The organism is Bartonella capreoli (genome assembly GCF_902813205.1).
GTDB classification, from domain to species: Bacteria; Pseudomonadota; Alphaproteobacteria; order Rhizobiales; family Rhizobiaceae; genus Bartonella; species Bartonella schoenbuchensis.
Genome location: NZ_CADDZX010000001.1, coordinates 438,936 through 464,131, shown reverse-complemented (window position 1 = coordinate 464,131; position 25,196 = coordinate 438,936). Strand labels below are relative to the sequence as shown.

Below are 25,196 nucleotides of genomic sequence, written 5' to 3'. Positions count from 1 at the left end.
TCTTTAGAATAAATCGAGCTTTACTCATCTTTTGGAACAAACCAAATGTATAAGCGTTTAAGCTGCAAACCTCTCTTGTCAAAAGATTGCTTAAAGAAGCGATAAACATTTTTTCTAGAAAGTATTTTATGAACCCTATCGTTACCGTCCTGCTGCTTGTTTCATGTAACGATGATTTGAACAGCTGTTATTCCAATGACTCCATGGTGAAATTCTACCCAACAGCACAAATATGTGAGAAAGATATCATACCATCAATCAAAAAACTCACATCCGGGCAGCAAATTTTTGCTCAATGCACAAACATACCAATAAACTCAACTCAACAAAAAGTTACTCTTGTTTGGTCTGTTACAAGCCAAGGCAATTTCCTGCTTCAAAGTTTCCATAACAATAATAACGAGAAAACAGATCTTAAAACAAACGCCTTGTGACTTCTTTCTTGTTTTTTTAAAAACACTTATCCATTGTAAAAAAATCATTTAAAGCATAAATCCTTTACGCTTAAAAAGAACAATGGAAAAATGCACCATGACCTATAATAATACGCATGCTTTTCAAGAAAACCATAAAGAACCACACACCCTACCCCAAGATGAACCTTTAGATCCTGCAGTAGAACGGGTGAGAAAAAAACTCATACGTTTAATGATCATATCCATTTCAATTACAATCATTCTTATTCTTTTTGTGTTGGCAGGCGTAATCTATAAAATTATAACACCTGAAACAGCTTCCACACGAACAAAGCCTCTTGCCCTTCAAGGCGAGAACCTACCCTTTGCTCATCACACACTCTCACTGCCACCAAAAGCACAGATTATATCGCAAAGCCTGTCAGACCATCACATCGCACTAAGAGTTTTAATGCCAAACGGGCAAACACATTTCATGATTTATAATTATCGCACAGGTGCTCCTATTGCAAATCTCTCCGTGACAATGACACAAGAAACACCTCTCACAAAGCCTTTTCAAGCGCAATAAATCAACACAAACTTAGCCTTTTTCCCCCACTGAACGCGTTGGTGTTGTTTTGCGTCGACGTGGCTTTTTTGATGCCTCTTCACCAGATAAAGGAAGGGAAGAAACTTTTTTTGCAGATTCACTCCTTTTTTCAGAAAGTGCTGCTACTTGAAACAACTCACCAGAAGAGGACTCTTGAGTCTGAGTATGCCGACGTGACAAACGACGCGATTTTTTGGCAGCTTCATCCCCCTCTTCAGCAGTTCGTTTTTTTTGTTCAACAGTTTCAGTTAATTCAGAACTCTTGGCTTCTGGAGCATCAGATGAGCGTATATTTTTTTTGCTACCTTTTCGTCTTTCATTGTGTTTTTGTTGTTGCGTGTGCGTCACAGACTTTTCATCATTGCTATCATCTATTTTAATATTTTCAACACCTGTTTCTTCGCAGCTCTTCTCACCATTTTCATCACACTGAACTGGTTGACAACTATGTCCAACTGCTGCAAGGATAATACGTAAATAATGTTCAGCATGTTGCAGATAATTTTCTGACATAACGCGGTCACCAGCACCTTGTGCATCACGTGCAAGACTTATGTATTTATCAGCAATTTGCTGGGCATTACCACGAATTTTTACATCCGGTCCATTACTTTCATAATTACGGGACAATGGATTAGGGCCACGACGATTATTGTTATTATTACGATTGCGCACCCGTCTATTTTGCTGTGACCTCATATGTATCCCTTTTATACGTATTCCTTTTGGATTATATTTTTAATTGATTTTTCTCATCGCATTATTTCTTTAATAATGCTGATCATGTTTAAAATACGGTTATGAGACTATCCCCGTTTTATTTAACTTAAATGATATTGAATTGATATCATATCAAAAGCACATATTTTTTGAAAACCACCCAACACAGCAGGGAATATTTCAGCATAATTCCCAATTTTTCTGCCAATAAATAGAAACGTAACGATGTTCTCATAAAATTCCAAGTGTTTTTTTTAAAAAAGCTCATATTTCTTAAAAAAAGTGATCAATCTTGTGGAAAAAGAGTAAAAACAAGCATAGTTTTTTCTGATATTTTTTCTAATTTTTCTATTATCAACACTTCCCTTAAAGGCAGAACAAAACGCTGCTACTCCTACTCCTTGCAACCTTGCAAATGAGAGCGGAAGTTTAAGACAACAAGCCAAAAACCAACTTAATCACCTTAACCACAATATATCAAAAGACCTTCTTTAACCAATGATGTAAAGGTTACACTTTAAGCATATTAAGGCTTGTATCAATTTTCACACACCATATCACGGGTTGTAACACCCTTATAATTACAAGCATAATCAAGAATATCAAGAGCCAAATCAAATAAAGAAAAAAGCATTTCTCGCTTTCTACTTTCACTGTTCATTGGCGTTTTTATGTAAATTATTTCTTGAGTTGATACAAAGCTAAAGTATAGGTTTTTAGTACAAGCCGTCCGCTATGAATTTCCTACTTTCACCTAATTGATAACAGACCAAAAACTCCTCTAACTTTCTAGAGCTTTCTTTAAAATTATAACTTATTATATTGGCCTAACATAATAACTAATACCCGTTTTATGTCCCCCCCCATTATCCTTAAAAACTACCGTTACTGGTATCTTCAAAGTGAGTGCTGTTTTAGCCAAATCCAGAATGTTTTTTCCACCCGAATTGTCACACAACCAATCCCCTAACTGTTCATCACCTGGTTTTGATTCGGGTATGAATGATAACCTACAGACCCCTTTAGTATGAGCAATAATCGAATCTATAAAACCTGTTTCTGCATATGTCTCAGCAAAAGCTGTTCTTATCATCACAACCATCATGCTCAAAAACAGGAGTGTTTTTTGTTTAATTTTCATAATAATTTTCTTCATATACAATACAAGAAAATTGTTTTTTATTTCTTATGCAAGAACTATACTTACAATACTTATCTTGAGCCAAGAATAAAAACAACTACCTTAAGTATAGAGTATTGAGGTTTCCAAAATAACTCTTCTCCAAATTCCTGTGCTGATTTAATAGGAAAATAAGACGACCTTGATTTGCAATTAGCAAATTCAATCCATGTGCATTCTTCCCAAACTCAGTGCTCATCAAAAAACCAGCTCGTTAAAACCAACTCGTTGTGGTTGTGCACTTGATGATGAAAAACTTGCACATAATCGCTCATTGTAATCTGGATTGAGAATAAATGGATCAACATGCCCACAGGCTTACTCTTCCCCATCCAATAATTTGATTCCAATGAATAACACTGCAGCTACTTCTCGCTCCTCCAAATGTGGAAATATCCCCCTAACGGTGCATTAACATCAATAAATGAGGGGTAGCTTTAATATGATAAATATAACCATTATAATTAAGGTTACCATTAACCCAACTTATCGCGAACCCTAAAGAAGTTGTTGTTGCAACATAACCAAAGCCTGGCAGGCCAGTAGGCATTTCATACACATAAGTCCTATAGGCTCACGCACATGGATCCCATAAGTTGATATGTGGGGGTGATTGATTGGGCGATCCACCAATACCCTTAAGATAGAAACTACCAGCTTTTTTACATTTTTAAGGTGATCAATAGCTGCCCGATATAATTTACTTGTGCGTGAAATCTTCAATAACTTGTTATGTATGCATCAGCTAACCAATAATGTTACTTAAGTAACACTTTCCTCACAAATCAAAATTCTTAATGGAACTCTTGAATTGTGTTATAATTGTGATCACTATATAATGTGGTTTAATCAGTGATTCATAATAAGACCTAGTACCCAATAAAATCATGACGCACACTGAAAATCAGCAGTGTTTTTTTATGTAAATTCTAGAGTGTTAAAAAGCGCACTTATAAAAACACACCTAAATGATGAAAAGCATAAGGGTTAAAATAAACAAGGGGAATAATTATCATGCTACAATGCAACACTCTTTTAGAAAAGAAGAGCGAGAGTAATGCTGTTCACCCCTCCCCTTGGGTTAAACTACCTGACAGAGAAAGTTTGTTTGAAAAGCGTGCACATCGTTTTATGCATTTAGCCACAACCAACCCCAATAAAGAGGATCTCTTATTTTGGGCTCATTTTTGCAATGCACAGCAACAATTAACAAACACATTGAAAGATTTTGCCACAGCACTTAGCCGTTTTACGATAGTGTCTACCCCTCCTTTTGATCGATCAAAAATATTGAACTTAGGATTTTATGATAGCGTTGTGCATAATTTTTTAAATCATATTTCAACCAGCGCACTACCTGTGAAATATCAAGAAGCTTTCAATAAAGCACAACAGCAGCAAGACCAATGGCGCTTATGGGGGCATGATCTGTTAAATCATCCGCTTTCTCACCAACATTTAGCAGAACATATTTTCATCACCGGTGCTTTGCAAATTATTTATTGCCTCACCTCTTCACAGCTTGATCCTCAAACATTGACACCACAACAAAATAACCTTTGCCCAGCCTGTGCAGGTACATACCTGGTCAACATCGTGGGGGACTGGAAAGGGGAAGAAAAACCACAGCTTTGTTCTTGCCTTTATTGTGGCACATTATGGCGCTCTGCACATTTTCAATGCACTATTTGTAACGCAGCACACAGCACATTTCACCATAAGTATGAAAAAGATTCAAAAAACATTCTACTAGACAACATTCTCATTGAAGCCTGTGAAGTGTGTAGACATGACTATAGCCAATTCAATCAACACGAAAATTCATCTCTCAATGTTTGTGCTCATGATAATGAACACACTCATCCCAGATTTTTTCTTGAAAATTCACCCTCATTTAAAGCAGAAGAACTCTAACCCTTTTAAAACTAAAAAGCACAAACGGTTAAGTGTTCCCCTTTTTTCAACCACCTCATTTGCATCAATAGAAAGTGTTCACCTTGCACCCCTTCATGGCCGTTGCACTATTACAGCTACCAAAAACTAAAGAAATCAAAACACCTAGCATCTTTTAAAAAGATTTTTATCCCAAAACAAACGCATCGCCTTGTAAAGAAATGGTCCACGTATTAGTGCACTTCCTAATACAAAAAGCCCAATAATCATTTTAAAAAGACAAGCCTCTTGCTTTTAATGTGTTTCAAGCTAACCTTTTTACTTAACTAATATTCTTTTAAACAAACATTCACTTACAGCATTATAAAAAATCAGCGACTCCCACTCACCACGCTTATCGCTTAAAATTAAGCAGCTTAAATTAAATTGAGCAATACTCCCGTTGGCTCATACATCTGCCTTTCATCGTATTGATCTGTTCTCAATTCTTCATGAAATAATCTAAAAATGATTGCGCACTTTACTACTATTTTCATCTTGTTCATTGATCAAACAATCTCGTAAGAGAAAATAATTTCCATCCCCTGGTCTGATCATTTTGATACATTTTTCCTTTGAGCTATCAGAGACCTTTTCCCACATTTCGCGAACTGTAAAATAGGCTTCACTTTCTGAACGCAAGCAACGTGAATAAACCTCACCCCTCATATCAGGCAGAACCGAAGCAGCAATTTCTTTACAATAAATGTACAAATCAAATTCCGGAATAACGAGCTTAACAGGCGCATGTTGTGGAATCTGTTTTACGGAAAAAAAGTGATTAGCAATTTTTTGAACCGCAAAATAAAAAATCAACAAACACAAAAAAAACGCAAAAAGAACAACAGCAATCTTACGATATGCTTTTCTACGATAATACCTTAACCTTGTGTGGATTTTTTTGTCCATGAACTGTCTGCCTTTAACTGACTATGGCAAATTTTAATCGATCATGGCAATTTTTGAACAGTAAATAGTGCGACGAGCATAACGATCCATAAAAATCCATGAACAATCAATAGCATTATGAATTGCCTTGCACCAAAAAGCAATCACTCGTTCTATCAAGCCACCGCCCTTTTCGTAATCAAAAAATCATAATCAAGAGGAGATAAAGCTTTAAATTATTCTGCAGCTCTTTTAAGTATTCTCAATCTTTTTTACTCAATCTTTAATAAAACAAGCGAGCACTCCTCATCTTCTTGTAGGACCCACTCTCTTTTTTAAAATGGCAAATATACATAAAGAATATATAAAACACTACTAAAGACATTGGTGCATATCCTTAAAACACTATAAAGATCAAAGATAGCCTGTCTTAAACACCATATCACCCTCACCCATCTAAATCAAATTCATCGTTTGTGCTATCTATGCTTTGCCACCATCTTTGCATTTAATCAAAATGGTTTGTACCCATAAATCCAGTGCGATAAAAACAGCTCTGTTTAAAGCAAATGTGCCGGCCTGTTAATGAGAGGTGGTTTCATCCAATCTGCGCAAAACAGTGGATCATTTATTTGGCACCCCACCAAGAAAACAAAAAAGAAAACGACAGACATGAAAGAAAGCGAAAAAACTTCATCATTGATTTTCTCACGTTTAAAAAGCCAACATGGTTTGGATAAGCATTTTTATCTGTTCAAAAGAGCGTTCATAAAAAAAGCCTCATACGAGGTAACAATACAAGCAACAACTAAGCTCTAATAGAATAACAAGGTCACAATTTTTCTTCTTTTATTCGAGAAAGATACACGAAAACACCTACCATCATCGCGATAATCATAATGGCTGCTAAAGCCCATTGTACAGGCCCATATCCGGTAAAAAGCCCCGTTAAACCTGAGAAGGCCCCAATAACTGGCGCTAGAAATTCTGCTGTCAAAATAGAAACACTACCTGTAGCTTCCACAGCTTGATAATTAGAACAAACATAAGCTCCTTTAGCCCACAATCCCGCTTCAGCAGCACGTCGGTGCACAAGACCCTGCAAGCGTTGCCCTTCTGATTTTGTCCACTTTTGCAATTCAGCCGGCACAGCTTCATAATCACCTTTATTGAGCTTTCTTAAAAGTGTAGAGTTACAAAAAGCGCTTGTTCCCACATTATAGCAAAAGGAAACAAGAGCTGCGAATTGCTCATCGGTCAAAGGCTGAGAAACCGCCCGTTCAACCGTTTGTTCAAATTGCGCTAAATCTTTTCGTAAAATGGCTTCTGCTTCATCTTTTGTGATCTTCATGCCCTCTTGTACAACGGGCGCACCCGCCTTGGTTGTGTGTCCATAACCAATTGTCCACACATCCATGGCATCTCGGTAGGCTTCCAAACGCAAACCTTCCCATTTTTTAATCAACGCTAACCCTTCGTCTGATATTGTCCGCATTTTTTAAATCCTTAAATTTCCCCCAGGCGTTAATGTGCACCACCTCAGATTGTTGGCCAACACACAATTGCCTTATGCCTTGCTTTTAGTGCCTCTGCTTCCATTGTCCTGAAGAATTGTTGTCAATTGTTCTTCTAAAGCACAAACACGCTGTAATAACTGTGCAGTAACTTGAGTATTCCGTTTATCCTCGCGCCTCATTTCTTGCTGCACATTTTTTAAAAGAGCATTTAAAGGAGCATGGCCCATTCTCCCACTTGCATAAAGAACCAAGCGAATATGTTCAGGATCATCAATATCAGCGATAGAAAATGGAAAAAGTGCCATTTCGTTCTCTCATCCTTTTAGTGCTAAAAACAACTCTTTTGGAAAATGCTTTAAATGCTCACAAACACAAACCAATCATCCAACCACTTAAGTCAAATAAGTCAGCCACCCAACCGTTCAAACAAACCAAAAACCCCTCAACCCAACTATTCAAACAAAAACATACATCCCTTCCTCTTTCGCAAAAAAAGGAAAAGAAGCCTCTAAAATACGAGCCTGTCATTTTATTAATAAGGTGTGATCCACCAATTTTCTTTTTCTGTACAGCTTAATTTAATGGAAATAGTGCGGTGAAGAATCTTCACATATTTGCAATATATTTTAAGTTCTCATGCCTTTATTCGGTTCTCATACCTTAATGGCGTAAACAACTGCAACATTGACAGGGCGTACTTCTGGACCACCTGTTTTATTGATTGTAAATGTGTGCGTGTGAGTACCCGCAGGCTTTGTCAAAACCCGCTTTTCATAACTATGATATCTGGGCAAAGAACTTCCTTTAGCCGCATCCACCGTGAAAATTTGTTCTGCAAATTCATGCTTATGCTCACCCGCACTATCAATTGTTCCTGTATGCGTATGAGATTTAATAGCATCATCTTGTTTGCTTCCTAAAACACGGTTTTTATCAATCCCTCTTTGACTATCAAGCCCACGTAAAAATATTCCACGTAAATCAGGTACATTGAACGTAGTGTTTTCATCACCACTGCCCCATGTTTCACCAATGACTGCAAAAAGACTTGCATAATCCTTGCGTGAATAAGCTTTACCATCACATAACAGCCACCCTTCAGGAATTTTTTCCATGGCAAAAGTCCCAATGAAACCTGATGGAAAACTACTTACTGGTTTTGGAGCAGCCGCAGGTGTGGGATTGGTTAAATACCACCCATCTTTATCTTCTCCATCAATACCACATTGATAAACAAGTTCATAAAGACCGTTTTTTCGAATCTCTCCGCCACTTAAAGGCACCAATCCATTTGATGTTACCTTATAAACAGGCTGAGCAGACAATTGATTTAACACAACACTTGTTGTTTTAGTATTAGCCCTTTGCGCCTTAAAGCGAACAACAATATCGTTCTGATAACCCTTAATAGGAGATTTAGTAACCAGATGAATAGATGTTTCATCCCCATCTTTCTGTGTGGTAAATTTTGCCTCAATTGTCCCGCCATTATCTGTTAAATATTCTCTAATACGTTGCATCATTGCACGTGCACTATCATTGACTGAGCTTGGTGGTTGTCCTTCTGCCCAGTTAATGATATCATCAGCACGTGCATTTTCGTGCGCAACCAGCGACCAATCATAAATCGAACTCATAGAGCTTGTCCTTCTTGCACCAAATCAATACCAGAAAAAAGGGAAGAGTGTTTACTTTCAGCTGGTGTAACTTTTTCCATCTCAAAGCCAATTTTATCATAATCGACATACAACAACTGTGTCTTGTCATCCACATGAACAGCATCAGGCTTCAAACGCACCAGATCTTGCGCCATCACCCCACGATAACGCTGAGGATCTCCTTTATAATTAAATTCATAAAGCGGGTAACCATTCTTCTCCCCCACCGATACGATATTGTCTTTAACTCTGGCATCAGAAAGGCCCATAATGCCACCAATTAATCCAAGCACTTGCTGTGCATCACGTAAAGGATCTTTGGTAACTGAAGGCACTGTCACACTGTGTCCTGTCTGAGTGCCGTAATTTCCAGCTGCTGTTGTGCCCACTTTGAGCAACTGTTGTAATCGATTCCACGCTTGATTGTCTTGTTCCATCCATTTTTCGCGCTCAACATCCAAAGCATGCTGGTTATTGGCATCTTGCACCATACCGCCCTTTAAAGCATTGCTTTGAGCATTACTTTGTCCTTGATAGAAGTTGTTTGCCGCATTAATCTGATTGTGCATAGCCTTATCAATCATCTGATTGGCATTCATCATATTGAGCACATCTTGATTATATTGTTGCGCTGCTGCATTTGTTGCCAAAGCCCCCAACTCGTCTGTTAACACACCAGTATGCGCTCCAGAACCATAACGCCCAGCGCCTGCCATAGACTGATTAACAGCATCAGAAGTTTTAGAAAGCGCATTATCTAGCGCATCATTAAATTTGCTGTTGTTGCCAATCCAACCACCACTTGCCATATTGCTAAGATTTTGTTGACTTTGAGTGGGGCTATTTAACCACTGATTGATCGTCGGATTGTTAAACTGGTTTGCAGCATTTCCCAACCCCTGGATAGCATTGAGCGTTGTACCACTCAAACCGGCATGGCGGTCACCTTCATAAACATTTCCTCCAATACCTTGATTATACAAATCAAGAGCATCAGAACTTGCTTGTTGCAAAATACCTTGCGCCCATATCGGTGGAGCATTTTTCTGTGTTGTTGTTTGAACTTGAGGGGTTTTTCGTCTACTCATGGGGTGAGAACCTTTCTATAATGAATAAGATTGATAGCATGTCCATGTTGGCCAAGCATTTTAGACCACCCAAACCTTCCCATAGTCAGCATTTCATCAGCGTGAATTGTTCGAGCCCATTTTTCAACCTGATCAATTAATTTGACCAATTTCAGCCCGCCCTTTCCAGCCAGGTCTAAAATGACAACGCGTTTTTTCCCAGTGTGCGTCATTTCAATTTTAGTAATCGCAAAAGCACTAAATTGAGTTTCATTTTTTAAGATCAACCATAATTGTGCTTGTCCACCAGCAATCTCTTTTGCAATAGTGTCCAAACACACATCATCGGGAAACCGCTTGGCATATTTTTGCATTGCCGCATTAATAGCCTCTTGATAAAGGGCTATTTTTTCCCACGGCCATTGATTTGTAAGATGAATAGAATACAAATTTTGACTGTCTTGTTGAGCAGTTACATTTTGAGCTTTTGCACCCTTTTGGCAGTCAATCTCAACATCTTTTTGTTCAACTGCCTTCACCATTTGTTGCACTTTTCTCCAACATCTTCTGCCCATCCATCCGCTCCCGCATTCTTGTCTGCCTACTCACCAATCCCCTACTTTCCTACCCGTCAGCTCCTTACTCACTCATCCGCATCTTTTGTTTGTCCACTCGCCAGCCCATTAATTACTTACTTGGTTCACTCACATTCTTGTTTAACAGCTCACCGCAGGCCAGCAGATTTTAACGCCACATCAAATCCGGTTATATGTGACCAGTTAGCCCCTTCAGGAATCCGCAACTTAAAGCGATAAAACCGCGCCCTCACACGACAACGAACCTGACCTGTATGAGAGGAAGGCTGCCGTTCTGGAAACCAAACAATTTTTTCCTCGATCGATTGGCGCAAACGCATCCCCACAGACACATAAAATTCTGTACTATTAACCTGGGGCATAATATTGCTCACACGGGTCATCACGCCACTTGTCTGTCCCATTTCTTGCGATGTCACCACACACGCCATTGGTTCACCAGAAAATGACCCAAGCCTGCCTTGTTGATCAAATGCACCAAGAACAGGCACTTCATTTTGCCAAACTTTACTGTCGAGAGAAAATGGTAAATCATCCAAACTATAAGAAACCCGATCAAGCCCTTCCAAGCTGTATCCAGCAGAAAAAACAGGCAAAATCATTGCAATGTTAACAGTCGCCACAGACCACTTTTGCAAGCCCCAATCATAAATCAGCAAAGTGCGTTCTTGCGTATTCTCATCAAGATCAATCATCCAATAAACACGTGTATAAACACCATCAATCGCAGACCACAAAATAGGTAGGCTACTTTGATTAATTCTTGTAATCATAGTCCGATCGACTTTTTCAAAGCCAATGGGTGTAATGTGTCCATCAATGGTAATTTGGTAAAATCCACCCTCATCAATAAAAAAAGCAAGATCACCTCGACACACAATTGATTCAGAAGTCTTTGCACCTCGTTTATCGTGGATCTTTTGAAAACTAAAAATAATCTTAGACCCAGGAATAAAGGACCCAGCATAAATAGCCGAACGCATAAAGATCAGTGGATTGGTCGTCTCTGTTGCCCCTTGCACATATCCACCATCAGGAAAATCTTGATAATCGCAGCTTTTTTTGCCTACAGTCCAAAATTCTGCATCATTTAACCCAGACCAATGCACACGTCGGGGGTGCTCAGTTAATTTCATCAAACAAACAAAATCACCCCAAACACGCACAATCCCAGCTTGTGGCGGGTTTCCTCCTAAATCTCTAAAAGTTTCATCATGATCAATATCAATAACCTGTGGTTTATCATTGGCATTAACAGCAATGACATAATCACCAAACAAAGCAAATGACCAAGGCGCATCGACATTAGCAAAATAAGTCTTTCCCTTTTGGCTAATGTCTTTCCACTGCATGCTTGTATTATCGAGAAGGTAGATTTTTTTTTCCGTCCCAATAATAATAGACACACCATTTTGTGTCCTCACAGCAATAGCGCCTAAAATCGTATCAGGGCAAGGCTGAGACAAAGGATTAAAGCTTGGCATAGGAATATAAGACCCATCAGCAGGCAGCACATTGACAAGCTCATCAGTAAAAAGACCATTAATATCAGCAATATCAGGTCTATATTCAGCAACTGAAAAAAAAGCCATTTAAAACCCCATAAACCCAATCATCTAAACCTCACAATCCTTAAAACCCACAGCCATCAAAACTTTCGCCAAGCACTCAAATCCAAGCACTCAAATCCAAGCATCTAAACCTTAAGCATCTAAAACCCTGTCGGCACAATTTGTGAGCAACCCTTTCGACGCGATGTTTCATAACGCAAAATCTGAAGCTGTTCTTGAAAATCGCCCAAAGAAACAGCAGCACATTCAGGATCTTTAAGGATATTTTTATAAAGTTCGTATTTTGCCCGCGCTTTAATAAAATCAAAGGCATGAACAAACCAAGGATGATCTTCCCCCTCCATACCCCCTTCAACAAAACGCAAAGCACTATAGGAAAGACGAACTGTTCCAACAGTCTCAGGTGTCGGAAAGAGACCTATTTTGCGCTGACAATAAGTATAAAAAACAGGCATCCCCTGCGGTGAGTTGGACCCATAATCTTTTTGCAACGTCTTAGCAGTTTTATAGATAAGTTGTGTTCGTGTTGCACCACCATGTTCTAAAAACACACCTTCAAGAGCCTCTACTGTTTTAATTAAGCCCTCCACCGTCTTAATCGAAACATCGTCTTCTTGCCCATACCACGTTTGCCCACTTTGTGTTTTGAAAGTCACCTCTTTATGCTCATTAAAGAAAAAAGGCTCCCGTTCACATATGCGCAAAGCAGCACAAATGGAATCATAAATTTGAACACAATATTCACCCGTTGTATCATCAATCTCATCTTGAATAAGCTCAACCATGCGAGAAAAAGTTGTTGCACAACCTGATTTGAAGTCAAAAGAATGAGTATCGACAGCTGGAATAGTCATTGGCATAAACAATCTCTTTATACGTGTTATCTTCTCCCCCAACAAAATGCTCTGTTGGGAAAGAACATGTCAAAAACGCCCTTAAATACCCCAAATAGGTGCATAAAGCGGCGCCCTCACTTTAAAAAAGCCTCTCAATAAGGTGCGCCTTCACCTTTCAAACAGGTGTAAAACAGCCTCACAAGGCCACTTTAATAGACGCACCCGAAGCCTCATCAAATAAGCACAAGGCTAATCTTAAAGGCTTCAAGCAGGTTCTAAATAACCTCAAACAGGTTCTGAATAAGTTGAAATAACAATCGTCGCGAAATCCTGCTTCCCTTGGGAGCTTCCTGGCAAATGAAATACAGGTTTTTTCATCCCAATAATCGTTTTGGCAGCCACACCAAACTCACGTTCATAGTCAAAAAGCTCTTCTACCAATTTATAGCGTGTGGCCCCACGGTCTTTACCAAAAGCAATAACAGCACTTTGCGCCCCAAGCAAAACAGCACGGCGTGTATTCTCAGCAAATTCATTATTTAAAGCTTTCTTTACACCTGCTGTCACATGTGCAGCTTCACGCAAAATAACGCCATTATACATGCCAAGTGACCCATTATAGATAGGGTTCTTCATGCGGCTTCCACTATAAATCGCTTTGGTAATATCAAGCCACTGACCAGGCTCTGTATTGGTGCGCAATTGTGTCACTTGTGTTGGGTGAAGATACATCACATAAACACTTTCCCCATCAACACGCACCGGTCTAATTTTTGGCATTGCAAGCTTAGCGCGTTCAACCGCTTGATCGATCAATTTCAGATTAAACACATCATCTTTTTTTAAATCCTCATCTCTCTCTTTCCCATTAGGGCGTATTATGCGTTGATCGGTTGGAGCAGTTGGCTTGTTAAACCCATAATGGACAGGCTTTAATTTAAACTCTTGTCCTTCAAACTCTATCCTTTCTGCCGAATACCCGCACACCTGAATGAAAAACATCATGCTTAAACGGTCAGCATACCAATCAACCAAGGCATTTTTAGCTTCTGCGCGTAAATTATATAAGACGCGTTGCTGATCAATTGTTCCTTCATTTCTAACACGCACAGCATGAGAAAGTTCATTAATAACCAAGCGATCGTTTGTAAATTTCAAGGCCTCTTCTTTGCCTTCAAGTTCCTCCCCTTCACTAACACCTTCACCAAACAAATGCATACGCAAACCAAAAGTAATGGAATCACCACCTGCCTTAGTAGTCTCATCTTTCAATTGTATGATGCTATTGGAATCTCTCCCAATTAATGGAGCAATGGAAGTCGCTTTTGAAATTTCCCGATTAAGTAATTTGGACCATGCTTTTACAGCCAATGCGTTATTGACGTTGATACTAGTTACAGCCATTATTTCCTCTTATAGTCTTGATTAAAAATCCGGCCAAAAAGCCGGTTGCCGAATGTTCCCCCTATCTGATAACCAGATGCCTGATAACCAGAACAGCGGTCACTTAATGATGCGTTGTGTTTTTTGGCAGATTTGTGCCTCCCTTTTTTAAAGATCCACATCACCCATTAAACGATTAAAAGCAGCTTTATTGTTGGGATCATCAATCCAAATGCTAAACTCTGCCTCAGACATTTTGTCGAGCATTTCCAAAGACATAGGGCCTTTTGGATTTAAACCATTATAAGCAGAAAGTGTACGTGCAGAATTTTGCCTTTCCTGCACATGCTCAACAACATTTTGCATAGGGGCAACAGTGTTAACAGTGTTGCCTTGCTTGTTTGTATATCCCATATTGTGCGCAATAGAGTAGATCACTTGCGCAGGGTTTTGTTTGTTTTGCGCACAATCACGCAAAATCTGCTTCAACTCATTACCAATCAATGTATCAATAACTTTGGGATCGGCTCTTTCAGGGTAGAGAGAAGCGCAAGAAGCCAGCTGTTTTGCGCGCATATCATAAACAAAATCAGCAGCTTGATCAAAATCATGATGCTTGTGCTTAATAGTCGCAACAGACTGATTAAAAAAGGAACGCAGCTGCTCTGCCTCTGAGGGGGCAGAGGTGTTTTTGTCGTCTTGCGCTTGCACCAATTCCTGTTGTGTTTGATCCTGCTGTGTCTGAGTTTTTTTCCCCAGCCATTGTACATAACCCATAAAATCTGCATTGGGGTCTGGCTGCACTTCATCACCCTGAAGTTTTGGTGCTTCTTGAGAAACTTCACCTTTTTTAGAATTATCATCAAAAGATATGCTCTCGTTTTCCCCTATCGCTTCACCCTCTCCATTTTCTTGAAGAGAATCTTGTACGAGTTGGTTTTGCTCTTCTGGTGTTAATATTTCTTCATCCATTGTGCTAACCTTCTTTCTTCAATAATGCTTGCTTCTCAAATAATGCTTGTAATGCCGGCTTCTCAGGCAATGCTTCTAAAAACAATGCCCTTCTTCTTAAAACAATAAGGTGTGCCTCTGCCTTTCCCTATCGCTTCACTCTCTCCACTTATCTTTCAAGAAAACCCCGCATGCGTTTATCCTTCTCTTTTCCAGCCTCAACGCTCCCCCTCCCTAACTTCAACGCCTCTTCATCCTCTCAAAACAACACCTTCTCATCTTCCAGCCACAATGCCCCCTCATTCCTCAAACACAAACGCTTCCTCATCCAGTGTCCTCATCCACTGTACCAGCTCTTGCCTCACACGAATGATCTCTCCTTAAAACAATGCTCTTTCCCCACACGCATGCCCCTACTAAATAGCCTCTCCCAGGCAATAGGCCTTCATTCCCTTAAAACAACGTCCCCTCATCTTCCAGCCACAAACACCTCTTCATCCCTCAAGACACAAACGCCTCCTCACCCAGTGTGCCCCTCCCCTTTAAGACAACACCTTTCTTCTCAACAAAACCTCACCCATCACCCCCAAACAATAAAACGAGTAATAATGGGCAATGAAGACACATTTCTTACCCATTAGGAAGTTTGTTGGGCATTTTGCGCCATACGCAAAAGAGCTTGGATCGCTTGCTTTGTCTCTTGTGCACTCCCATCCTGTGTCCCAACTTGTTGGTCACTTTGCAATTGCCCCTGCTGCTGCCCAGCTTTTGTAGCAATTTTGTGAATGAGCGATGCCGGCAAAGGTGAATAGCGTAACAAATCGAGCATAATATCTGGTGTTGCAAAATTTTGCATCAAAGGAAGCAACTGCGTAATCACAGCAAAGGTACGCTCTTTTTCATTGGGGCTTGTTGGAGCATCATCCACCACAATATCATATTCTAAACTCGTCATGACTTCGCGTGTCAGCGGAACATACTGCGCATTTTCTTCCCCAGCAATGCGCACCAATCGCCCATCAGAGAGATAATTTTGAATAAGATAAAGAATAATTTTTCCCTGTCGCTGTCGATAGCGTCGCAAACCATCAAAGAAGGATGCCAACAAATTAAGCGATGATTGACGACGTTGTTCTTCAAGAACGCCCGGTTGGTTTACCGCACGTGTTCCAACAAATTCCGCAGACAACCCTGTAACTTGAGAAATAGCCCCCTTTGCTTCATTAAAAAGCTGAAAAAAACCGTTGGGAAATTGCCCAGCAGGTTTTGGCTGTATTCTTCCACTAGCCAAAGCACCACTTTTAAGCCACGTAATACTATCAGCCCTTGCCCAGCTTTCCATAGCTTGGCGATCGTCATCAAAAGCATCTCTTTCAGCCATCACCCCACCTTTGGATTGGCTATTGAGCAAATGCATTACTTGACTAAAATACTTATTAGCCCACCGTTGTGGATCTTTTGCAGGTTTTACAACCCCGTAAAAATGTCGACTGAATTTATCAAAATAGCCCGTAATGCACTCCCATCCCAATTGATTAGATGGCACCAATGGCTTATCAGGGGCTTCAAGCAATCTTTTGCCCAAAAAAGCACGTTTAACAACTTTTTTCGTCAATCTTGTTGCTTGGATATGCGGATTATTTTTACGCAAAAATTGAAAATCTTCCTCAGAATAATCAATATATTGCCCAGTTTCTAAATTGAGAACTTTATAATAAACCTCACGTTCAAACCACCGACATTCAGCCAGCGTCACCATTGTGCGCTCATGATAGCTAAATTCATCGTCGATTGTATCTTCATAACTTTGTGCACCACTTCTACTTGAGCGTGTTGAAACAAGGTGGTGTGCCCAATCGGCGTGCAGATCACTCCAATGAACATCGGGAAACATTTCTTGCGCAATCTCTAAAGGCTTCTCATCAATATACCATAGACGCTGCGCATCAATAAGATTAGGCTTAACAGCACTTGCATCCCATACCATTTTCATAGGATCCAAGCGCGCAATTACAGGTTTTCCATTAGGATCATCTTCATAATCAAGCCGCGTATCAGTCCAACCCATTCCGCAAATAATAGCATCTTGAAAAGCATCCGAATCCTCATATTCCCCATCAGCCTCATCACGAAACCATTCAGCAGCTCCCGTTAAGATCTGATTGGCCAGAGCTGCTCCTGGTTGCCGAGGAATAAATTGAACCTGTCGTTTATTGTTGCGCTCAGCCCCAATTACAGCATTCACCAAAGGAGCAATGCGGTTAAAAGTCATCACCGGTCTATTGTGTTCTCGCAACACAGCAAGATCTTGCTCATTCCATTGGCGCCCATTATAAAAGTCATAATCTTCTTGAGCGTTTTTTCGCCACTGTTCGACATGGGCAATATCTTCCTGATACCAGGCAACAAGCTTTTTAAACAGTGCCTGATGTTGAAGCGTATCGATCGGATCGATGAAAGATGTCTGTTGGTCCATTAAAAAATCACCCATAATATTAAAAACCCATCCACGATGGTAAATTCACTTACAATGTGCAAAACCCCGCACAAACCTTATCCCCTCACAAACTCAAATCCCACCTTCACGGTTTTTTCCCTTCGTGGTCTTCACTCCCTTAATATCGTTCAAAACACCCATGTGCTTCAAAACAGCTACAAGCTTTAAAAGCCACCCAATACACCCACGAACTTTCATATCCTCAATTCCTCTCACAACCTCAAACTCTTCTCCCAACCTTAATCCTTCTTCCCAGCCTCAATTTCCCATGCACTCAAATCCTACCTACTCTTCACACGGGTTTCCCCCTTACAAACTCACATCTCACCTTCACGCTTACTCCCCTCGCGGCCATTCTCATCCCTCTCACAAGCTTTCACCTCTCATACACTTCAAACCCCCATGAAACCCCTCAAGCCACCCAATACATCCACGAACCCTCATATCCTTAATCCCTCTCATATGCTCAAACTCTTCTCCCGGCCTTAATCCTTCTTCCCAGCCTCAATTTCCCATGCGCTCAAATCCCACCTACTCTTCACACGGGTTTCCCCCTCATAAACTTAAATCTCACCCTCACGCTTACTCCCCTCGCGGCCATTCTCATCCCTCTTACAAGCTTTCACCCTTCATACGCTTCAAACCCCCATGAGCCTGAGCCCCCTCAAGCCACCCAATACATCCACGAACCCTCATATCCTCAATTCCTCTCACAGCCTCAAACTCTTCTCCCAACCTTAATCCTTCTTCCCAGCCTCAATTTCCCATGCGCTCAAATCCCACCTACTCTTCACACGGGTTTCCCCCTCACAAACTCAAATCTCACCTTCACGCTTACTCCCCTCGCGGACATTCTCACCTCTCTCACAAGCTTTCACCCTTCATACGCTTCAACCCCCCATGAAACCCCACAAACCACCCATGGCATTTCAAAGCATCTATGCGCTCAAAAAGCCATCCACGAAGTTGAAGAACTCTGAGAAGAACGATAAACATTTTTTCGCGGCTGGATATTGGGCTGTTCATAAGCAACACACATCAACCCAAAACTATCAGCCCCATGGCTTGCCCAATCATGTTCAGCTCCCAAACCAATATTACGCTGTTCGTCGCGCTTTTCATGGTACCACGCAAGTGCTTTTCGTCCTGCTGTTGTCGTATCACGATTAAACCATATAGCTGGAAATAAACGCCTCACAGCTTCAATACGCATTTTGACAGCACCCACTCCTTGGTTTGGAATAATTTTGGTCTGAAAACCAGCGTGTTGGAGAGCACTTTCAAAACTAACATTACAAACACGATCTTTTGTCGCCCCATCATGGGGCAAAACCATTAAAGCCTTGTCATATCCCCTTTGGCACATCCATCCAATATGTTCAGACAAAGGTTGCCCTTGTGCTTCATAATAATCGAGAACACGGATCTCGCGCCCAATAAATTGCGCAACCCACAAAGCCGTCGCATCAGCCTTTGCTCCCGTTCCACCAATATCCCAAAAGATCTTGATCTGAATGAGCGGGTCACGCGGCACATGAGTAATACGTCCTTCCTGCTCAGCCTCAAGCAATAATTTTTGATAATATGCCCCTTGCACAGCTTGTAAATATTCTCCTTCCCAAATATGATTGTACTGCTCAGGCCTTTGCGTGAAATCAGCTTCCCTGGCACGATTGAGCCTATCAGGAAATTGAGGATTATCCCTCCAATTAATTTCAGCTCCCTTGATATGAGGGTCCTTCACAGCACGAAATCGCTTTTCAACAGGGGCATTCTCGCGTAAAGGGTTCCACGTAACCCATAATTCACAATGCCAATTTTCCCCTTCTTCTCGTAAAGTTGGAATCAATGTTTGCCAAGCAGCCTCAGTAACAGGCTCAGCCTCATCAACCCAACAAAGCAGAATGCGCCCCATTGATTTAATGCTTGCAATATTGCGATCTAAACCAGCAAATGCATAAACAATACATCCATCTTTTGATCTAACGTATTTATCACCAATCTCATAATAGTCTCTCAAGAAACTGTAAGATTCAATAGCGCGTTTAATTTCTTCTAGCGAACTTTCATTCAGCGAATTTTGGAACTGTCTTGCACATAAAATAATGCCTCTTTCCCCTGCCTTTCCATGCCGATATCCAACCACAGCCGACATCAGGGCAAAAGAGCGTGTTTTACCAGATCCACGTCCTCCCCAAGCAGCACGCACATCAGCCTGACCAGAAAAAACAGGAATCAATTTTGGAATAAGAGCAATTTGAACAGTCGTCATTACGAGATATCATTGTAACATTATGAGAATAAGCCAACCCCACAGCAGATCAAGCACAATACCATCCATCCTCTCACCAACTTACAGCAACACTTCCCCCATCATGGTGAGCATCCTCACCACACGGGGGGTCTCTCCTCACCACACAAACCTTTCCACCGCACAAACCTTCATCAGCCACACCAGAGCCTTTTTGCCACACAAGCTCTCTAGCTATCACACAGCCCCCTCACCACATGGCCTTCCTCACTATGCCATACAGCCCCTCTCTACTGCATACAGCCCCTCTCCACTGCACGCACGCTTCCTCCAACACCACACACAATCCCTCACCAACTTACAGCAAAACTTCCCCCGCCACGCGAGCCCTTTTCACAAAAACCTCTCACCCCTACAGCCAAACTGGCTGCACCGAAAAATCACTGCTCCCCCATCAACCAAGAGCTCCACATAAAAAAAACAGAACTCAGTGCTAAAATGCACAAGAAACTGAACACAAACCCACAGCCAACACTCCCCCCACAACCAATAGAGCAAAAATTTTTAGAATGTCATACATCAAAAACAGATGTCTTATGATCATCCGTTATTGCAGCTTTAGGAGCCACCGGCACAATTTCAACACGCGACACTGTCTTAACATCACTGCCTCCTTCCCCACTTACTTGCAAAGGCAAAACCTTTGCTAAAAGCGAGAAAAACGATACCGGATTATTAATCGCATGATATTCAAGATAAGACACCAAGCCATCACGGCCATAGTGATCTCCTGCTTGCGTAGCAGCCGCCAAAAGAGCATCTTTGAGTAATTTCGTGTTTTTATTCAATGCGCCTTTAGGCCGCCCTCTTCCACGCACAGGCACGCACTGTTCTTTCGTCACATTAACATTCCTTTATCGGCTATAAACAAATTTATCGCAGCCCCTCATAAACTCTAACACAAAGCCACTCATTCACCTGTTTTATGTAAAAAAGCTCGAAACCCAACCAATCAAAATCAGTAAGCGCTCTAATGTCTCCAAACAAAAAGAACTCCATAACCTCTAAATCAAGGACTTCCCACAATAAAGAATGGGCACCACCCAACCACAAAAAGCCTCTCTCATTTCATGCTGCCAAACACATCGTATCAACCACACGCCCCACTAATAACAATACGATTTCCCCACAAAGAAATAACCACGCATGAAAAAGTAAAAAATCTCCCCTCTCAAGGCATCTTACGCCCAAAGACCTGTAAAACCACTCCAGTCACTCTTCCTCATTAATCCCACCACGACAATAATCTCCCCATAAATCCACAGAAGATACACTCAAATGACAAGTAAACAACACTTCCACCAGGGCGCAAAACCATCAGCACATCACAGAAAAGCTTGAGAAAACTGTAAGCTCTAAAACCGTGAGCAAAAACCCCACTCAAATAACAAGAAAACAACACTCACATCATGGCGCAAAACCATCAACCCATCACAGAAAAACTTGAGAAAATCGTAATCTCAATTACACGCAAAGTCGCGAGCAAAAACCCCACTCAAACAACAAGAAAAGCGCAAAACCTAATCAAAAAATGACACGCAAATTATAAAAACACGATAAATCTGAAATAAGCAAGAAAAGCTCTAAACACACCAGGCACAAACCCCAGACATAAGCCACTAAAACCTCTCTGGCCCGTCTGTCCCAAACACCTTCAAAAAGCTCTTAACTTATTTAAAAAAGCTCTCACTTTAAAAACTCTCATCACCCAAGTAACAAGCAATTGCAAGCAACTTCTCCCTCACAATTCACCCCTCAGCCCCTTCTCACAAGAAAGGCACAAAACTTACCTCCTCCCCTCACATCGTCAACACCTCTACATCGCCGGTAGTTTCCACACTCGCGATAACTCTTACATTATCAACATTTCACCGACACTTGTTCACTTATTCACCGTGTTCACTTGTTCACCGACATTTGTCATAAAATCATCATGTCTCATGAAATCTCGCCTATAATAGGGCACCACAATCACACCACACAACACCCCTGCGCGGCAGATACCATCCCCACGAAAACCTATTTTCAAACATTTATGGATGAGAGATACAATTGTGATTATGCTATAATAATATCAGTTTACGTTCACCTTGTCAACTCTTATTAACTTTTTCTCTTTTGATTCTAAACACTTGTGGGCTAACCCGTAATAGGGGAAAAAGCCAAACGATCACCAGTTTTTGTAATAGCAACTGTTGTTTCATCACCAATAGCCCCAAGCAAAATATCTTCAGCCAAAGGATCTTGAATTTCCTTTTGAATAATGCGCTTTAAAGGCCGTGCCCCATAAAGCGGGTCATAACCCTTATTTGCTAAAAATTCTTTTGCCTCTTGCTCGATCTGGACTGTAATTTTGCGCTCACCAAGCAAATTTTGTAAATGTTTGATCTGAATATCAACGATCGCTTCCATATCTTTACGTTGCAATCGCTCAAAGAGAATAATCTCATCAACTCGGTTTAAAAACTCAGGGCGAAACGCTGCTTTAACAATACGCATAACATCATCTCTAGCCGCATCGGTTGTTTGTCCTTCAGGTAGAGCGGTTAAAATATCAGCCCCAAGGTTAGAAGTCATAATGAGCAAAGTATTACGAAAATCAACTGTGCGTCCTTGGCTATCGGTTAAACGCCCTTCATCAAGCACTTGCAATAAGAGATTAAAAATATCAGGATGCGCTTTTTCAATTTCATCAAAAAGAATAACCTGATAAGGCCTGCGTCTTACAGCTTCTGTCAATACACCGCCTTCTTCATATCCAACATATCCAGGGGGCGCACCAATCAGCCGTGCACCGGCATGTTTTTCCATATATTCAGACATATCAATGCGCAGCATTGCATTAGAGTCTTGGAATAAAAAAGCCGCAAGTGCCTTTGTTAATTCGGTTTTTCCAACACCCGTTGGCCCTAAGAACATGAAAGACCCAATAGGCCGGTTGGGATCTTGCAATCCAGCACGGGCACGGCGCACAGCACGGGCCACAGCCTGAACAGCATCTTTTTGCCCCACAACACGTTGGCCGATCTCATCTTCCATACGTAACAACCGCTCACGTTCTGCCTCAAGCATCCGGTCAACAGGAACCCCCGTCCAGCGTGAAACAATCTGTGCCACATGTTCAGCCATCACAATTTCTTCAATCAAATTGTTGCGTTGCTCATCATTTTCAGCAGCACTTAGTTGCTTTTCAAGATCAGGAATCACACTATAGGCCAATTCCCCAGCTTGTTGAAATTGCCCATTGCGCTGTGCAATAGCCAAAGCATTTCGCGCCTCTTCAAGCCTTTTTTTCAAATCAGCAGCATGCCCCAATTTTTGCTTTTCAGCCTGCCAAGCTCGCGTCATTTCAAAAGACTGTTTTTCTAATGTATCAAGCTCAGCTTGCACCGTTTGCAAACGCTCTTTTGCCGTAGGGTCAACTTCCGTTTTCAAAGCTTCTCGCTCAATCTTTAACTGCAAAATTCGCCGATCAATATGATCAAGCTCTTCTGGCTTGGAATCAACCTGCATACGCAACCGCGCCGCAGCCTCATCAATAAGGTCAATCGCCTTATCAGGCAAGAAGCGATCCGTAATATACCGGTTTGAAAGGCGTGCAGCAGCAATCAAAGCACTATCAGCCAAGCGCACTTTGTGGTGTTGTTCGTATTTTTCTTTAATCCCACGTAAAATAGAAATCGTATCATCAAGTGTGGGCTCAGGCACAAAAACAGGCTGAAAACGGCGTGCTAAAGCCGCATCCTTTTCCACATATTTGCGATACTCCTCAAGCGTAGTCGCCCCAATACAGTGGAGCTCCCCCCGGGCTAAAGCAGGCTTAAGCAAATTAGAAGCATCCATAGGTCCGTCAGATTTCCCAGCACCAACAAGATTATGCAATTCATCAATAAACAAAATAATCTGCCCATTTTCAGCTTGCACATCTGCTAAAACGGCTTTTAAACGTTCTTCAAATTCACCGCGATATTTTGCCCCCGCAATCAGCGCCCCCATATCAAGCGCATAAAGATGTTTATCACGCAACGTTTCAGGGACATCCCCATTAACAATACGCAGTGCCAAACCTTCAACAATTGCAGTTTTTCCAACACCAGGCTCCCCAATCAAAACAGGGTTATTTTTAGTCCGGCGTGATAAAACCTGAATAGCCCGGCGAATTTCTTCTTCCCGACCAATAACAGGGTCAAGTTTTCCTTCACGTGCATCTTTTGTCAAATCGCGCGCATATTTTTCCAAGGCATCATACTGGCTTTCAGCATGCGCACTTGTTGCCGTTTTTCCCTTTCGCATCGCATTAATTGCTTGGTTAACAGCCTGTGGTGTCACCCCTGCGTTGGATAAAATATCGGCAGTTTTAGCCGCTTTCTCCATAACAAGCGCTTGCAACACACGCTCCACAGTCACAAACTGATCCCCGGCTTTTTGCGCCAAATCCTCAGCCATTTTTAAGACTTTCGCCAAAGGCTGCGACATATAGAGCTGGCCATTTCCACCTTGCACTTTAGGCAAAGCATTAAGCGCATCTTCAAGCGCATCTTTAAGCGCGGCCAAATTACCCCCAGCTTTTTGGATCAAAGAAATAGCCAAACCTTGACTATCCTCCAACAGTGCTTTCAACAAATGCTCAGGCATAAATTGCTGATGATCACAAGCAAGAGCACTACCTTGTGCTGTTTGTAGAAACATCTGCAGCTGTTCGCTATATTTGTCCACGTTCATTGTTTTTCCCTCTCTTGCACTCTCACATGCCTATCCCTAAAAACACCACTTAAAGAACTCTCTTTAAGGCCACACTCCAATTGTTCATACATACAATGACACTAAGCAATCACCCACTGTAACAAATGAACACACTGTAACCAAATTATCACACCTTAAAATATGGGTTCTCACAATAATCATGGCAAGAGGGAAATGTGCCAATCATGGCAAAAGGCGGGCAAATAACAAGTATAACAAAAAGAGAATAAGAAATAGCATTATTGAAAAACATGATAACACGCATAAGAAGTGCACTTTTTCTTAAGTGTTTTTTCTTTTTATATTTTTTCCCACACGCTTCTTTATTCTACAACATT

24 protein-coding genes are annotated in these 25,196 nt (G+C 41.1%); 2 read left to right on the top strand and 22 right to left on the bottom strand.

From position 1 onward, the window contains the following. Positions 1-531 precede the first annotated feature (531 nt). The gene (locus J7R05_RS01980) at positions 532-987 is read left to right on the top strand and encodes a hypothetical protein (protein WP_208540960.1); all 456 of its coding nucleotides are present in this window, start codon (positions 532-534) and stop codon (positions 985-987) included. 12 nt (positions 988-999) lie between these two features. Here the strand turns inward: J7R05_RS01980 and J7R05_RS01975 are convergent, their stop codons facing one another. From J7R05_RS01975 to J7R05_RS01965, 4 genes are all read right to left on the bottom strand, one after another. Further along, a complete protein-coding gene (locus J7R05_RS01975; protein WP_208540959.1) occupies positions 1,000-1,707 on the bottom strand; it encodes a DUF4167 domain-containing protein in 708 nt (235 codons plus the stop codon). A gap of 559 nt (positions 1,708-2,266) precedes the next feature. Continuing rightward, on the bottom strand, positions 2,267-2,389 hold the full coding sequence (locus tag J7R05_RS09525) for a hypothetical protein (RefSeq protein WP_281388197.1): 123 nt from the start codon (positions 2,387-2,389) through the stop codon (positions 2,267-2,269). Positions 2,390-2,545: 156 nt separating this feature from the next. Beyond that, on the bottom strand, positions 2,546-2,869 hold the full coding sequence (locus J7R05_RS01970) for a hypothetical protein (protein WP_208540958.1): 324 nt from the start codon (positions 2,867-2,869) through the stop codon (positions 2,546-2,548). 439 nt (positions 2,870-3,308) lie between these two features. Next, complete coding sequence (locus J7R05_RS01965; protein ID WP_208540957.1) at positions 3,309-3,458, bottom strand: hypothetical protein; 150 nt, start codon at positions 3,456-3,458, stop codon at positions 3,309-3,311. Between the two features lie 464 nt (positions 3,459-3,922). Between J7R05_RS01965 and fdhE the strand changes: the two genes are divergently transcribed. Continuing rightward, the gene (fdhE, locus tag J7R05_RS01960) at positions 3,923-4,822 is read left to right on the top strand and encodes a formate dehydrogenase accessory protein FdhE domain-containing protein (protein ID WP_208540956.1); all 900 of its coding nucleotides are present in this window, start codon (positions 3,923-3,925) and stop codon (positions 4,820-4,822) included. Between the two features lie 480 nt (positions 4,823-5,302). On the opposite strand, the gene J7R05_RS01955 is transcribed toward fdhE, so the two are convergent. The 18 genes from J7R05_RS01955 to clpB form a co-directional block, all read right to left on the bottom strand. After that, a complete protein-coding gene (locus tag J7R05_RS01955) occupies positions 5,303-5,749 on the bottom strand; it encodes a hypothetical protein (protein ID WP_208540955.1) in 447 nt (148 codons plus the stop codon). A 33-nt stretch (positions 5,750-5,782) separates the two neighbouring features. Beyond that, the gene (locus tag J7R05_RS09520) at positions 5,783-5,908 is read right to left on the bottom strand and encodes a hypothetical protein (protein WP_281388196.1); all 126 of its coding nucleotides are present in this window, start codon (positions 5,906-5,908) and stop codon (positions 5,783-5,785) included. Between the two features lie 652 nt (positions 5,909-6,560). Beyond that, positions 6,561-7,223 carry a lysozyme gene (locus tag J7R05_RS01950; protein ID WP_208540954.1) on the bottom strand — a complete coding sequence of 221 codons (663 nt, stop codon included), beginning with the start codon at positions 7,221-7,223 and terminating at the stop codon, positions 6,561-6,563. Positions 7,224-7,295: 72 nt separating this feature from the next. Then, positions 7,296-7,550 (bottom strand): hypothetical protein, encoded by a 255-nt coding sequence (locus J7R05_RS01945; RefSeq protein WP_208540953.1) that lies wholly within the window; start codon positions 7,548-7,550, stop codon positions 7,296-7,298. Between the two features lie 348 nt (positions 7,551-7,898). Then, complete coding sequence (locus J7R05_RS01940; RefSeq protein WP_208540952.1) at positions 7,899-8,882, bottom strand: phage tail protein; 984 nt, start codon at positions 8,880-8,882, stop codon at positions 7,899-7,901. Continuing rightward, a complete protein-coding gene (locus J7R05_RS01935) occupies positions 8,879-9,991 on the bottom strand; it encodes a tail fiber domain-containing protein (RefSeq protein WP_208540951.1) in 1,113 nt (370 codons plus the stop codon). Before J7R05_RS01935 ends, J7R05_RS01940 begins: the two co-directional genes overlap by 4 nt. Continuing rightward, entirely contained in the window at positions 9,988-10,545 is a 558-nt protein-coding gene (locus J7R05_RS01930) for a hypothetical protein (protein WP_246468191.1), read from the bottom strand. The genes J7R05_RS01935 and J7R05_RS01930 overlap by 4 nt, the downstream gene beginning before the upstream one ends. Before the next feature lie 149 nt (positions 10,546-10,694). Next, positions 10,695-12,158 (bottom strand): hypothetical protein, encoded by a 1,464-nt coding sequence (locus J7R05_RS01925; protein WP_208540950.1) that lies wholly within the window; start codon positions 12,156-12,158, stop codon positions 10,695-10,697. Between the two features lie 119 nt (positions 12,159-12,277). Further along, positions 12,278-12,991 (bottom strand): phage adaptor protein, encoded by a 714-nt coding sequence (locus J7R05_RS01920; protein ID WP_208540949.1) that lies wholly within the window; start codon positions 12,989-12,991, stop codon positions 12,278-12,280. A gap of 267 nt (positions 12,992-13,258) precedes the next feature. Continuing rightward, positions 13,259-14,377, bottom strand: a complete 1,119-nt coding sequence (locus tag J7R05_RS01915; RefSeq protein WP_208540948.1) for a N4-gp56 family major capsid protein — start codon at positions 14,375-14,377, stop codon at positions 13,259-13,261. 147 nt (positions 14,378-14,524) lie between these two features. Next, on the bottom strand, positions 14,525-15,328 hold the full coding sequence (locus J7R05_RS01910) for a hypothetical protein (RefSeq protein ID WP_208540947.1): 804 nt from the start codon (positions 15,326-15,328) through the stop codon (positions 14,525-14,527). Positions 15,329-15,944: 616 nt separating this feature from the next. Beyond that, positions 15,945-17,798 carry a portal protein gene (locus J7R05_RS01905; protein ID WP_246468189.1) on the bottom strand — a complete coding sequence of 618 codons (1,854 nt, stop codon included), beginning with the start codon at positions 17,796-17,798 and terminating at the stop codon, positions 15,945-15,947. 78 nt (positions 17,799-17,876) lie between these two features. Next, positions 17,877-18,041 carry a hypothetical protein gene (locus J7R05_RS01900; protein WP_208540946.1) on the bottom strand — a complete coding sequence of 55 codons (165 nt, stop codon included), beginning with the start codon at positions 18,039-18,041 and terminating at the stop codon, positions 17,877-17,879. 375 nt (positions 18,042-18,416) lie between these two features. Next, on the bottom strand, positions 18,417-18,539 hold the full coding sequence (locus J7R05_RS09515; RefSeq protein WP_281388195.1) for a hypothetical protein: 123 nt from the start codon (positions 18,537-18,539) through the stop codon (positions 18,417-18,419). Between the two features lie 211 nt (positions 18,540-18,750). Beyond that, positions 18,751-20,076, bottom strand: a complete 1,326-nt coding sequence (locus tag J7R05_RS01895) for a phage terminase large subunit (protein ID WP_208540945.1) — start codon at positions 20,074-20,076, stop codon at positions 18,751-18,753. Between the two features lie 73 nt (positions 20,077-20,149). Continuing rightward, positions 20,150-20,296, bottom strand: a complete 147-nt coding sequence (locus tag J7R05_RS01890) for a hypothetical protein (protein WP_153302006.1) — start codon at positions 20,294-20,296, stop codon at positions 20,150-20,152. A gap of 331 nt (positions 20,297-20,627) precedes the next feature. Next, positions 20,628-20,957: a hypothetical protein gene (locus tag J7R05_RS01885; protein WP_208540944.1), complete on the bottom strand. Its 330-nt coding sequence runs from the start codon at positions 20,955-20,957 to the stop codon at positions 20,628-20,630. Between the two features lie 1,297 nt (positions 20,958-22,254). Continuing rightward, on the bottom strand, positions 22,255-24,837 hold the full coding sequence (clpB, locus tag J7R05_RS01880; protein ID WP_208540943.1) for an ATP-dependent chaperone ClpB: 2,583 nt from the start codon (positions 24,835-24,837) through the stop codon (positions 22,255-22,257). Between the last annotated feature and the right edge of the window lie 359 nt (positions 24,838-25,196).